Consider the following 13,558-nt stretch of genomic DNA (forward strand, 5'->3'; position numbering starts at 1 on the left):
GTTTCGGCAGCAAAAAACTTTTAATTGAAGAGTTTGATCATGGCTCAGATTGAACGCTGGCGGCAGGCCTAACACATGCAAGTCGAGCGGGGTTTTCGGACCTAGCGGCGGACGGGTGAGTAATGCGTAGGAAGCTACCCGATAGAGGGGGATACCAGTTGGAAACGACTGTTAATACCGCATAATGTCTACGGACCAAAGTGTGGGACCTTCGGGCCACATGCTATCGGATGCGCCTACGTGGGATTAGCTAGTTGGTGGGGTAATGGCTCACCAAGGCGACGATCCCTAGCTGGTTTGAGAGGATGATCAGCCACACTGGAACTGAGACACGGTCCAGACTCCTACGGGAGGCAGCAGTGGGGAATATTGGACAATGGGCGCAAGCCTGATCCAGCCATGCCGCGTGTGTGAAGAAGGCCTTCGGGTTGTAAAGCACTTTCAGCGAGGAGGAAGGGTTAGTAGTTAATAGCTGCTAATTTTGACGTTACTCGCAGAAGAAGCACCGGCTAACTCTGTGCCAGCAGCCGCGGTAATACAGAGGGTGCAAGCGTTAATCGGAATTACTGGGCGTAAAGCGCACGTAGGCGGTTTTTTAAGTCAGATGTGAAAGCCCCGGGCTCAACCTGGGAATTGCATTTGAAACTGGAAAACTAGAGTGTGTGAGAGGGGGGTAGAATTCCAAGTGTAGCGGTGAAATGCGTAGAGATTTGGAGGAATACCAGTGGCGAAGGCGGCCCCCTGGCACAACACTGACGCTCAGGTGCGAAAGCGTGGGGAGCAAACAGGATTAGATACCCTGGTAGTCCACGCCGTAAACGATGTCTACTAGCTGTTCGTGGTCTTGTACCGTGAGTAGCGCAGCTAACGCATTAAGTAGACCGCCTGGGGAGTACGGTCGCAAGATTAAAACTCAAATGAATTGACGGGGGCCCGCACAAGCGGTGGAGCATGTGGTTTAATTCGACGCAACGCGAAGAACCTTACCTACTCTTGACATCTACAGAACTTAGCAGAGATGCTTTGGTGCCTTCGGGAACTGTAAGACAGGTGCTGCATGGCTGTCGTCAGCTCGTGTTGTGAAATGTTGGGTTAAGTCCCGCAACGAGCGCAACCCTTATCCTTAGTTGCCAGCGAGTTATGTCGGGAACTCTAGGGAGACTGCCGGTGATAAACCGGAGGAAGGTGGGGACGACGTCAAGTCATCATGGCCCTTACGAGTAGGGCTACACACGTGCTACAATGGTATGTACAGAGGGAGGCAAGCTGGCGACAGTGAGCGGATCTCTTAAAGCATATCGTAGTCCGGATCGCAGTCTGCAACTCGACTGCGTGAAGTCGGAATCGCTAGTAATCGCAAATCAGAATGTTGCGGTGAATACGTTCCCGGGCCTTGTACACACCGCCCGTCACACCATGGGAGTGGGTTGCAAAAGAAGTAGGTAGCTTAACCTTCGGGAGGGCGCTTACCACTTTGTGATTCATGACTGGGGTGAAGTCGTAACAAGGTAACCCTAGGGGAACCTGGGGTTGGATCACCTCCTTACCAAAAGCGAACAGATTTAACGAAGTGTCCACACAGATGATTGATTGTCATGTAGAGCAAACAGTAAGACCCATTGCGGTTACGGCTGGTCTGTAGCTCAGGTGGTTAGAGCGCACCCCTGATAAGGGTGAGGTCGGTAGTTCGAGTCTACTCAGACCAACCAATATCGCCTGTATGGGGTTATAGCTCAGCTGGGAGAGCGCCTGCCTTGCACGCAGGAGGTCAGCGGTTCGATCCCGCTTAACTCCACCATTCCTTGTGAAATCATAAGCGAAGAAAACAACTGTTTGAGTTCAAATCAGAATGCACCACGGTGTGTTGTGATTTGAGCTTTACGCTCATACTGCTCTTTAACAATTAGGTAAGCTGATAGAAAGTAATAAATAAGGTCAACAATTTTATTGTGAACCTTACTCACAACAACATACGAACCGAAGACAATTTGGGGTTGTATGGTTAAGTGACTAAGCGTACACGGTGGATGCCTTGGCAGTCAGAGGCGATGAAGGACGTGCTAACCTGCGAAAAGCTGTGAGAAGTCGGTAAGAGACGTTAGACTCACAGATGTCCGAATGGGGAAACCCAGTGTGTTTACACACTATCGTATGATGAATACATAGTCATACGAGGCGAACCGGGAGAACTGAAACATCTAAGTACCCCGAGGAAAAGAAATCAACCGAGATCCCCTTAGTAGCGGCGAGCGAAAGGGGGCTAGCCCTTAAGTTGATAGCAATGCAGTGGAATCATCTGGAAATATGAGCGATACAGGGTGATAGCCCCGTACACGAAGCGTTGTTATGAATGAAAACGAGTAGGACGGGACACGAGACATCCTGTTTGAACATGGGGGGACCATCCTCCAAGGCTAAATACTCCTGACTGACCGATAGTGAACCAGTACCGTGAGGGAAAGGCGAAAAGAACCCCTGTTAGGGGAGTGAAATAGAACCTGAAACCGTGTACGTACAAGCAGTGGGAGCCTCCTTGTGGGGTGACTGCGTACCTTTTGTATAATGGGTCAGCGACTTACGTTTTGTAGCGAGGTTAACCGAATAGGGGAGCCGTAGGGAAACCGAGTCTTAACTGGGCGAATAGTTGCAAGGCGTAGACCCGAAACCCGGCGATCTATCCATGTGCAGGTTGAAGGTTGGGTAACACTAACTGGAGGACCGAACCCACTAATGTTGAAAAATTAGGGGATGACGTGTGGATAGGGGTGAAAGGCTAATCAAGCCGGGAGATATCTGGTTCTCCTCGAAAGCTATTTAGGTAGCGCCTCGAGCGAATACCATTGGGGGTAGAGCACTGTTAAGGCTAGGGGGTCATCCCGACTTACCAACCCTTTGCAAACTCCGAATACCAATGAGTACTACTCGGGAGACACACGACGGGTGCTAACGTCCGCCGTGAAAAGGGAAACAACCCAGACCACCAGCTAAGGTCCCAAAGTCATGGTTAAGTGGAAAACGATGTGGGAAGGCATAGACAGCTAGGAGGTTGGCTTAGAAGCAGCCACCCTTTAAAGAAAGCGTAATAGCTCACTAGTCGAGTCGGCCTGCGCGGAAGATGTAACGGGGCTCAAACCATGCACCGAAGCTGTGGACTTGCATTATGTGCAAGTGGTAGAGGAGCGTTCTGTAAGCCTGCGAAGGTAGATTGTGAAGTCTGCTGGAGGTATCAGAAGTGCGAATGCTGACATAAGTAACGATAAGGGGAGTGAAAAACTCCCCCGCCGGAAGACCAAGGGTTCCTATCCCATGCTAATCAGGGTAGGGTAAGTCGGCCCCTAAGGCGAGGGCGAAAGCCGTAGTCGATGGGAAACGGGTTAATATTCCCGTACCGACAGTACTGCGATGGGGGGACGGAGAAAGCTAGGCAAGCATGGCGTTGGTAGTCCATGTGAAAGTACGTAGGCAGAGGGATTAGGTAAATCCGGTTCCTTAATGCTGAGATACGAGACGAGCCACCACGGTGGTGAAGTTGCTGATGCTACGCTTCCAGGAAAAGCCTCTAAGCTTCAGGTACTGTTGACCGTACTCGAAACCGACACAGGTGGTCAGGTAGAGAATACCAAGGCGCTTGAGAGAACTCTGGTGAAGGAACTAGGCAAAATAGTACCGTAACTTCGGGAGAAGGTACGCTCTCTAATGTGAAAGACTTGCTCTGTAAGCATCGGAGAGTCGCAGTGACCAGCTGGCTGCAACTGTTTATTAAAAACACAGCACTCTGCAAACTCGAGAGAGGACGTATAGGGTGTGACACCTGCCCGGTGCCGGAAGGTTAATTGATGGGGTTAGCGCAAGCGAAGCTCTTGATCGAAGCCCCGGTAAACGGCGGCCGTAACTATAACGGTCCTAAGGTAGCGAAATTCCTTGTCGGGTAAGTTCCGACCTGCACGAATGGTGTAATGATGGCCAGGCTGTCTCCACCAGAGACTCAGTGAAATTGAAATTGCGGTGAAGATGCCGTATACCCGCGGCTAGACGGAAAGACCCCGTGAACCTTTACTATAGCTTGGCACTGAACATTGACCCTACATGTGTAGGATAGGTGGGAGACTATGAAGTTGGAACGCCAGTTCTGATGGAGTCGTCCTTGAAATACCACCCTTGTATGTTTGATGTTCTAACGTAGGTCCCTAATCGGGACTGCGGACAGTGTCTGGTGGGTAGTTTGACTGGGGCGGTCTCCTCCTAAAGAGTAACGGAGGAGCACGAAGGTTGGCTAAGTACGGTCGGACATCGTACGGTTAGTGCAAAGGCAGAAGCCAGCTTAACTGCGAGACAGACACGTCGAGCAGGTACGAAAGTAGGTCTTAGTGATCCGGTGGTTCTGTATGGAAGGGCCATCGCTCAACGGATAAAAGGTACTCCGGGGATAACAGGCTGATACCGCCCAAGAGTTCATATCGACGGCGGTGTTTGGCACCTCGATGTCGGCTCATCACATCCTGGGGCTGAAGTCGGTCCCAAGGGTATGGCTGTTCGCCATTTAAAGTGGTACGCGAGCTGGGTTTAGAACGTCGTGAGACAGTTCGGTCCCTATCTGCCGTGGGCGTTGGATGATTGATTGGAGTTGCTCCTAGTACGAGAGGACCGGAGTGAACGAACCGCTGGTGTTCGGGTTGTCATGCCAATGGCACTGCCCGGTAGCTACGTTCGGAACGGATAACCGCTGAAAGCATCTAAGCGGGAAGCCGGCCAAGAGATGAGTCATCCCTTGTGCCTTGAGCACACATAAGGGTCGTTGGAGACCACAACGTTGATAGGTGAGGTGTGGAAGCGTGGTGACACGTTAAGCTAACTCATACTAATTGCCCGAGAGGCTTAACCATACAACGCCCAAGTTGTTTTAGCGCATGTTGTTGTGAAACGAATGATCAGCTTACTTAGTTAAAGACAGACAAACAGTTTTTGCCTGGTGGCAATAGCGCTGTGGAACCACCTGAATCCATTCCGAACTCAGAAGTGAAACGCAGCTGCGACGATGGTAGTGTGGCAGTTGCCATGCGAGAGTAGTACACCGCCAGGCTCCCAATACAAAAGAACCCCGCTCAGAGAGCGGGGTTTTTTGTATTTAGAATCCGGCGGTTTACTGAGCGCAGAGTAGTACAGTGACGGCGGGATTTAAGAACGCCAACAGTTTGGCGTTCTTCCGACGGAACAATCCCTCGCTCCGCGAGGGATATGAAGGCTCCCAATAAAGCCAAAAGGCCCACTCAGTCGAGTGGGCCTTTTGCTTTATGGCATCCTGACGGTCTATTGCCCGAGTGGGACAATCCCATGCTAGGTAGTACAGTGAAGCCGGGGTTTAAGAACGCAACCAATGTTGCGTTCTTCCGGCTGAACACACTAGAGCTCTGCGAAGGGCATGAAGGCTCCCAATAAATAAAATAGCCCTAGTCGAAAGACTGGGGCTTTTTTATTTACTGCGATCCTGGCGATGAAGTACTTGGAGAGTAGTACAGCGAATCAGGGGTTTCGAAACGCAAACAGTTTTGCGTTGCTGGCTGTCACACAGCTGATGAGCACACCCTCGCTCCGCGAGGGAGTCTGTACGTTATCGTGTAATCCGAATCGCCAGTAGTCAGGGAATTCGAGAAGCTAACAGTGTTACTCTTCTAACATTCTGACGCTGAATTCTCGAAGAATGGTCTAGCGAAGTTGGGGTTTCGAGGCAAACCTGTTAACTGCTTGCCTTGAACTCCACGAAATGTAACAAAGCGGCCAAAATAGGAAAAGCCCACTCGTTCGAGTGGGCTTTTTACTTGGTATCGTTACAAAAATCAGTGGTAGATCAGAACTGATAGCTGGCCGTCAGGCTGATTTGGCGGCCGCGTAAATTGTATTGCGTGGTGTCGGTATAATCGCTGCCGGCGCTTGGGTCAAACGGCGGGTCACGATCGAGTAAGTTCTGTACGGCAAAGCTGATTTGCGTGTTGGCAAAACCACGGTAGCTCAACTGGCTGTCCCACTGCGTGAAGCTGCTGATGTCGCTGCGCAGGCCCGGATTACTTGCAGCAGTAGCCACTTTCTGCTGATAGCCGCTGCTAAACGCGGCAGTCAGGCTGGCTTGCCAGTCGTTGTGTTGCCAAATCAGACTATTGTTACTTTTCCAGGCCGGTAAAGCACCAAATTGATTATTGCCCGCGCCTTCCAGTACCGGTTGCCCAGCGACCAGTGCTTGTTTGTAATCCAGCAAATGTGACCAAACTGTTTTCAGGCTGAGGCTATGACCATTGCTCAGATCAAAGCGGTAGTTAAAGTCGATATCGACACCGCGGGTATCGCGGCTGCCCTGATTGGTGTACTGGTTTTTCAGGATCTGTAAGCGGCCTTGTGCATCACGCAGAATGCGATCGGCATACAGTTCCGGGTGGTCTACCACATATTGCGCGCTGTCGCCGGCGATAATGTCCTGCTGTTCAATGCTGAATACATCAATGCCCACACTGCCTTGTTTACTGAATGACCAGATCACGCCAGCGTTGCTGTTAGTCGAGCGTTCCGGTTGCAGCAGTGGATTGCCGCCGCGGACCTGGGTGTAACCGCGACGACTGCCAGGCTCCAGCGGATCTTTCGGGTCAATCACAGTGCCGTAACTGATGGTATTACTGTCGGCAATTTCCGGCAAAGAAGGTGCACGGAAACCACGTGACCAGGATGCGCGTAGCAACCAATCTTCCGCCAGGACATAATGCACGCCGGCTTTTGGCGAGAATGCCCGGCCAAAATCGTCATAATGATCAAGACGCCCCGCGATACTGGCGGTTAAATCGGTATACAGCGGCAAGCTCAGTTCGGCAAAAGCTGCGCTGACCGTGCGTTCGCCTTTGACCAGGTTGATAGCCGGGCGCAGCTCGGTGCCGGACAATACCTGCGGTGACGTGCCGGCATCCATCCGTTCTTTACGCAGGTCAAAACCGGTGGCGATTGCCACTGTGCCATAGTCGTTATCCCACAGATCGCGGCTGGCACTGCCGTTCAGCGAATTAATTTCGTATTCGCCAGGCCGGCGTGTTTGTAAGCGTAACCGGTTCAGCACTTCAGCACTATTCTGGCGACCGTCAAAGCGGTAGCTGCCTTCTTTCAGTACTTTTTCGAATTCATAACGATTGACGAAGTTGTCGACATATTCACGCTGATGACTGAATGATTGCAGCAGTTGCACCTGCGCATCCCAGACATCGCCCTGATACTTCAGCCCGGTCAGCACGCGGCTGAACTGCTGGCTGTTGGCTTTGGTGCGTGGACCTAAGTCAAAAAAGGTGTATTCGATCGCCAGCGGTTTGCCAGAGCTATTGTCCGGGTGATTCAGCGGTATCAACACTGGAATATCGGTCAGCGTGCCGTTCACCGGATTGTATGCGCGCAGGCCGCTACCGACGGTCAGCGGCGCGCCAAACAACATCGCTGAATCATTATCGCTGTACAACCACTCGGCGAAGCCTGTCAGGTTTTCGCCCAGCGCCACCGTACCTTGCAGCGATAATTGCCTGCGTGTCACTTCGGGCTGCAGCGTATTAAAAGGCTGGGCGTTAAAAGCACAGACTTCGCCTTTACGCCCTGGCGTGAAATCATTCCATGGTCGTTTTTCGCTGCCAGTCGGGCAGTTGGCCAGTGCCTGCGGTAACGATGGATTCGCCAGCGAGTTGGCGCCCTGTGCGCTCCAGCCGGCCAGCTTGCCACCCGGTAAGTGGCGGAAATCGCCGGTTTTCAACAAGTCGCGCTCACTGGCATCCAGGCGGGCGCGGTCAAACCAATCCAGCGTCAGGCTCAGGTTATAGCCATCCTGTGCTACCTCGCCGATGCCGGTCGACAGGCCCAGACCATATTGCTCCAGGCCACCCTGTGTGGCACGACCGGTACTGAGCGACAGCTCGGTATCTGTGATTTGTTCTTTTAAAATGATATTGACCACACCGGCGATGGCATCAGAACCATAGACCGATGAGGCACCGTCTTTCAGTACTTCAATCCGTTTCACCGCACTCAAAGGTAAAGCGTTCAGGTCGACAAAAGTGTCCTGCGTATTGAGCGCAAAGCCGTAGTTGGACAGACGTTGACCGTTGACCAGCACCAGCGTGTTTTTCGGGCTGAGACCCCGTAAGCCAATGGATGCGGAGCCGGCGGAAAAACTGCCGGTATATTGCTCGTCAAAGCTGTTGCCGGAATTGACCGACAGATCGCGCAGCACTTCGGTCAGCGTAACTTTGCCACTGGCAGCAATAGCGTCGGCGTCGATTTGCAGCAGCGGTGTGGCATCTTCCTGCTGGCTGCGTTTGATAAAACTACCTGTGACCTGGATCCGCTCAACCTTGCTTTCTGCAGCAACGTTTTCTGCAGCAGTGGTGGCGATTGCAGGCGTGGCAACAGCGATGGCGCTGGCGAGCAGCGTCAGGGAATGTGGGGTAAAACGCATGATAAACCTCAATAAAATTTAGGGCTGAGCGCATTCATGGCGTCGCTGATTCTGGACAGCGCCATGCCATGATGAACATCTCAGCGAAATGGACTGCCGTAGCAGTCAGCAACAAATGGGGTGGCCGAAGACTGCGCCGAAATCAGCAATGCAGTTCTGGCACGTCAGATGATCAGCAACACATTCGTGCTGATAGCAGGCAACTGATTGGGGTTGGATTGCCACTGCTGTGGGCAATGTTTAACTGTTGAACTGGCAACATGGTCGGAATCCTTCTTACTACGATTTCCAGGCTTCCGGTCGACCGGTGAGCATGTGCAGGGTGAATCTCTCTTCTGGATGGCGGCGGATGTTTAGCCGTCCAGATGTCGCGCATTGTAGCGATTTTTTATATCATGACAAGCGCTGTCATTCGATTTTCATATATCCAAATGGAATAACAGATAAAAGTTAATCAGCAATTGTTGTATCAGTAGAGCGGAAAATAAGCAGATCTGCGTTGTTGGCTTGCCGGAAGTCCTTGATCCAGCGACACTGTCTGACAACAAAGCTACGCCTTGCTTTTAGCGTCGGCGTGCAAAGCCTTCAACCCAGACGCTGACCTTAAGTTGGCCGGAATCGAACTCTATGCGTTTATTTATGCAAAACCGGCGTCTGCGCGGCGCGGGTCTGATGTTGGGCTGGCTCTGTCTGCTGGCAGGCTGCGCCAGCGCACCGCCTGTTGCACCACCGCCAGTAGCGGAAAAAACTGTGACGCAGCATCAGCGTGGGCCTGTGACTTTCGTCCATCCGTTGCCAGGCGCGCGCATCAGCGCCTCGTTTGCCCGCTACATCATTAAAAGCCGCAATCGCCAGCATCACGGTGTTGATTTCGCGGCGCCAAGCGGCACTCCGGTGTTTGCTGCAAGCAGCGGCGTGGTGTTAAGCGCCGATAACAGCAGCCTCAGTGAAGCCTTCGGCAATGCGGTGCTGATTGAACATGGCGACCAGCTGACCAGTCTGTCGGCGCATTTGTCGCGGCTTGATGTGCAGCTCGGTCAGTGGGTAGAAGCCGGTCAGCAGATTGGCCTCGTCGGCCAAACTGGTCGCGCCACCGGGCCGCATCTGCATTTTGAACTGTGGCGCGGTAGCGTGCCGCAGGATCCGATTGCGCTGTTGCCGTTAAGCCCGCAGGAACGTAAACACGCGATGGCAGAAATGCAGCGTCAGGTGGCGGCCAACCAGCAGTCAGCCAAGAAACGTGTCGCAGCGGTGAAAAGTAGCACCGCTACCACCAAAGTGGCGAAAGCGACATCGGCGAAAAAAGCACAGCTTTCGAAGAAAACATCGCAGTCCAAGACATCCAACAAAACGAAACAACCAGTCAGCAAGGTTGCTGTGACAAATGGCAAAACCGGTAAAACCGCGACTCCGGTCAAAGCTACCAAAAGCAAAGCCGGCTCCAGCTCCGCCAAAGCGGCCAGTGCCGGCGATTAACGCTGTTTAATCTGCAAATTGCTGGCGAAATTGCTCGCTTTGCAATGCGGACCAGAGCAGCTGCAGGTTTAGCGCTATGCTGCTAGCCCGTTCAGTGCTAAAGATTTGTAAGGCGTCCAGCTGGGTTTTGTCGTACCAATACCCGGCCAGAACAAGCCCCTCGACCTGACGCAGCGCCTCGATCTGCTGCAGCGGATTGTCGGCAATGAGCAGCAGGTTTGCGTCTTTCCCCACTTCTACAGTGCCTGCGTGTGCGGCGGCACCGGCGTATTGTGCCGGCCCTAACGTGGCACTTTGCAGCGCCTGTAACGGCGTCAACCCGGCTTTGGTATAAAGCGCAAGTTCGTCAATCAGACTGCTGCCGGCAAAAACAAAGCTGTCAGGCGTATCTGTACCGGCCAGGATCGGCACACCAAGCGCCACAGCTTGTCCGAGCTGCTGCTGCGCCAGAGCTAATAGATCTGCATGGACAAGCCGGCCTTGTTGATCAAGACCACGACGTTGCATCCCATCGGCGTCGGCTTGCCAGAGTTTTCGCAGCAGCCAGGGCACTTGCGCCAGCCGCGGGTCCTGACGAAACGCTGGATCCGCAGCGCGGGCGCCCAGTTGCAGCGTCAATAAAGTCGGGCTCCACCAAACCCTCGCTTTGGCCATCGCTGCCATTTTCTGCTGACACAGCGCCGGATCCTGACTTTGCAGAATTTGGCGCCAGACGTCGCTGTTGATCAGTCCTGCCCGCATTGGCTGCTGTTTCAGCTGCATGGCGACGGCCGAGCATTCAAATAAAAATAACCGGCCATGTTCGACACTATGTTGACGTGCCTGGATCAGATCGGCCAGCGTGACGCGCCAGGGCTGGTGTCCGGCCAGTTGCATCCCGGCGCTGGCTGCGGCCTGGCTGAGCCATTGATATTGTTGCGTGCTTAACAATTCGTAAGTCTTTAATGTATCGACGCCATGCGCCTGATAATGCCGGACCAACGCGATGGCATCGGCCGCATTTTGCAGGCGTAAAAAGGCCGGAAAATCAGCCGGCACTTCAGCGCCACCATTAATAGCAAAGCTGCTTTGCTGAGGATAAAGCGGACTACTGCGTGCACCGTTTTGTGCTTGTTGGGTCCAGCGCTGGCGCTCTGCTACGCAGGCCAGCAAGCTGTCTGCGCCCGTCATACAACCGGACATATCGCGCAAGTAAGTGACGCCATGCGCCAGATACAGCGGATGATGCAGTTGCGGTGACAACTTCAGGCTATGGCTATGGTTGTCCCAGAGGCCAGGCACTACATAGTGGCCGTTGCCGGACACATAATGATAACCCTCTGCCGCCGTGACGCCTGCTGTCGTGATCTGTTCGATGCGGCCCTGGTTGATCCAAATCGCGCGCTTGCGCTGCACTTGGCCGCTTTGGGTATCGATGATATGAACATGGTCCAGCACAATCCGCGGGTGGCTGTCGGTCGGGCCCGGCGGGTCTGGCATTGGCGATAGGATCATCACCGCTGCGCTGAGCAATAACAGGCCCAACAGCGAGGCGATGGATAACAGGATACGGCGTAACATGGGTGCTCCACAGTGATCAGGCAAAGACCATAGTGTGCAGGTTATCAGGTGAAATTTATGTCAAACCGGCGCTACCGGCTTAACCTGCTGAATTCGCCAGCACAACCGGCTGCGCCATAACTGCGGTGTCGCTTCACAGTGCAGGTCCAGCGCACAAGCCTGCGCCAACCGCAGTGCAATACCCTGGCCAAAGCCGGATAAGGCACTGGCAGCGCCTGGATTTGTGGTGCGCGGATTTTTCAACTGTAGCCAGCATTCACCGGCACTGATACACACAGTGCCAGCGGCACTGTGGCGCCAGATATTTTGCAGCAGATTACTCAACAGCAGCCGCAACAATTCAGGCGGTGCCAAAAAAGTCAGCGTCTCTGGCAGCTGTAACTGCAAAATTAGTTCAGGCCGCGGTTGCCATTGTTGCTGTTGTTGCCAAAGTTGCTGCAGTGTCGCAGCGAGATCGACCGGACTGCCGGCAGCAGCGTCGGCCTCGCGTGCCATCAGTAACAGACTTTGGATCAGCAGATGCATCTGGCTGCAGGCGCTGGCGATCTGTTGCAGGCGGCGCGCGGCGTCGGCATCGGCGGGTGGGTTCAGCAGCAATAACTCGCAGCTGCTCTGGATCACTGCCAGCGGGGTGCGCAGTTCATGGCTGGCGTCACGGCTGAACTGGCGCTCGCGCTCGGCAAACTGTTGCAGCCGCAGCATGCTTTGCTCCAGTTTATGCGCCAACAGGCTGATTTCCTGATCCTGAAACTGGCTGGCAAAGCCCAGTGGCAGCGGGTCCTGCTGTACCAACAGGGCCAGCTGTTGCAGCGGCCGGCTGGCGCGGCGTGCCAGATACCAGCCAAGGCCCAGCGCCAGCAGCAGGAATACACTGAGTAACACACCATAGATGCTGAACATAATGTGGCGAAAAGGCCGCACCACCAGTTGTTGACTGACTTCCATCACCAGATACAGCTGTGTATTGCCGGAAGGATGCACCCAACGACGCAGATGATAATGTCGGCCTTGCTCACCGGCAAACTCAGCACCTTTTGGTTGTTGCGTAAAGGCCGCCGCCAGATCGGCCGGAAATTCTGTCTGCGTTCGATATAGCTGCAAATGAGGATCCAGCGGTGGTTGCGGCGCCGGCAACTGCTGCTGCCTCGCGATCTCGCTATCGAGACGTTGATAAAAAAACGCATCTTCGGTGGTGTAGACAAAAATCAGATTCAGCAGGGCAAACATCAGACCGCAGGCCAGTGCCAGTAACAAAAATGCGGCGCGAATGCGCAGTGTCAGTGAAGTTTTCGCCACGATGCTGTTGCGGCTCATGGCAAGGTCTCGGACAGGCGCAGTACAAAGCCAACACCATGTACGGTATGCAGCAGCGCGTTGGCAAAGGGTTTGTCGAGCTGTTGACGTAGCAGATAAATATGGCTGCGCAGAGCATCAGAATCCGGTGCGTCGTCCGGCCAGAGCCGTTCTGACAATTGCTGACGACTGAGCAGCGCCGGGTACGCTTCAGCCAGCAGTTGCAGGATTTGAAAGCCAAGCGGGTGCAGTTGCAGCAACTGACCGTCGCGCCAGGCCTGATGGGCACGCCGATCCAGCGTCAGCGGACCGATGCTCAGGCAATAGTCCTGTGGCTGTGTGCGGCGCGCCAGCGCCTGACAGCGTAGCCCCAGTTCGGCCAGCGCAAAAGGTTTGGTCAGGTAATCATCGGAGCCGGCGTGAAAGCCCTGCACTTTGTCATCCAGCGTGTCGCGCGCCGTTAGCATCAGCACGGGAGTATGCCGCGAGGCTTGCTGGCGCAGTTGCCGGCACAGGCTGAGGCCATCCAGTCGCGGCAACATCAGATCCAGCAAAATCACATCAAAATGCTGCTGCAGTGCTAATTGCAGACCCTGTTGGCCATCGGCAGCGTAATCTGTCTGATGACCGCACATTTGCAGGTAATCGACGATATTGCGCGCCAATGCCGGCTCATCTTCGATCAGCAGGATATGTAGTGGAGCGGGATTAAATGCGGTGCCTGACATCTGTCTCTTCGCTGGTGGTCGTTGCAGCAGG

Annotated in this window: 5 protein-coding genes, 2 tRNA genes and 3 rRNA genes; 6 read left to right on the forward strand and 4 right to left on the reverse strand. The window is 53.9% G+C overall.

Going from position 1 to position 13,558, the window contains the following annotated elements; all coding sequences use genetic code 11:
• Positions 1-21 precede the first annotated feature (21 nt).
• The 5 genes from ACQ66Q_RS10225 to rrf all read left to right on the forward strand — a co-directional run bounded on the left by ACQ66Q_RS10225 (position 22) and on the right by rrf (position 5,080).
• A 16S ribosomal RNA gene (locus ACQ66Q_RS10225) occupies positions 22-1,546 on the forward strand.
• Between the two features lie 86 nt (positions 1,547-1,632).
• Positions 1,633-1,709, forward strand: a tRNA-Ile gene (locus tag ACQ66Q_RS10230).
• Positions 1,710-1,722: 13 nt separating this feature from the next.
• A tRNA-Ala gene (locus ACQ66Q_RS10235) sits at positions 1,723-1,798 on the forward strand.
• 202 nt (positions 1,799-2,000) lie between these two features.
• A 23S ribosomal RNA gene (locus ACQ66Q_RS10240) occupies positions 2,001-4,883 on the forward strand.
• Positions 4,884-4,965: 82 nt separating this feature from the next.
• Positions 4,966-5,080: ribosomal RNA gene (gene rrf, locus ACQ66Q_RS10245) — 5S ribosomal RNA — on the forward strand.
• The 16S, 23S and 5S rRNA genes sit together here with 2 tRNA genes alongside, the layout of an rRNA operon.
• A 765-nt stretch (positions 5,081-5,845) precedes the next feature.
• Here rrf and ACQ66Q_RS10250 read toward each other — a convergent pair.
• Positions 5,846-8,470, reverse strand: a complete 2,625-nt coding sequence (locus ACQ66Q_RS10250) for a TonB-dependent receptor plug domain-containing protein (RefSeq protein ID WP_430456701.1) — start codon at positions 8,468-8,470, stop codon at positions 5,846-5,848.
• Between the two features lie 627 nt (positions 8,471-9,097).
• On the opposite strand from ACQ66Q_RS10250, the gene ACQ66Q_RS10255 reads away from it, so the two are divergent.
• Positions 9,098-9,946, forward strand: a complete 849-nt coding sequence (locus ACQ66Q_RS10255) for a M23 family metallopeptidase (RefSeq protein ID WP_430456702.1) — start codon at positions 9,098-9,100, stop codon at positions 9,944-9,946.
• Positions 9,947-9,952: 6 nt separating this feature from the next.
• Here the strand turns inward: ACQ66Q_RS10255 and ACQ66Q_RS10260 are convergent, their stop codons facing one another.
• From ACQ66Q_RS10260 to ACQ66Q_RS10270, 3 genes are read right to left on the reverse strand one after another with little or no spacing between them, the layout of a single operon-like run.
• On the reverse strand, positions 9,953-11,506 hold the full coding sequence (locus ACQ66Q_RS10260; RefSeq protein ID WP_430456703.1) for an amidohydrolase family protein: 1,554 nt from the start codon (positions 11,504-11,506) through the stop codon (positions 9,953-9,955).
• A gap of 60 nt (positions 11,507-11,566) precedes the next feature.
• Positions 11,567-12,820 (reverse strand): sensor histidine kinase, encoded by a 1,254-nt coding sequence (locus tag ACQ66Q_RS10265; RefSeq protein ID WP_430456704.1) that lies wholly within the window; start codon positions 12,818-12,820, stop codon positions 11,567-11,569.
• Positions 12,817-13,527 carry a response regulator transcription factor gene (locus ACQ66Q_RS10270; protein ID WP_430456705.1) on the reverse strand — a complete coding sequence of 237 codons (711 nt, stop codon included), beginning with the start codon at positions 13,525-13,527 and terminating at the stop codon, positions 12,817-12,819. Before ACQ66Q_RS10270 ends, ACQ66Q_RS10265 begins: the two co-directional genes overlap by 4 nt.
• Positions 13,528-13,558 lie beyond the last annotated feature (31 nt).

It is taken from the genome of Rheinheimera sp., from assembly GCF_965283995.1.
Lineage (GTDB): Bacteria > Pseudomonadota > Gammaproteobacteria > Enterobacterales > Alteromonadaceae > Pararheinheimera.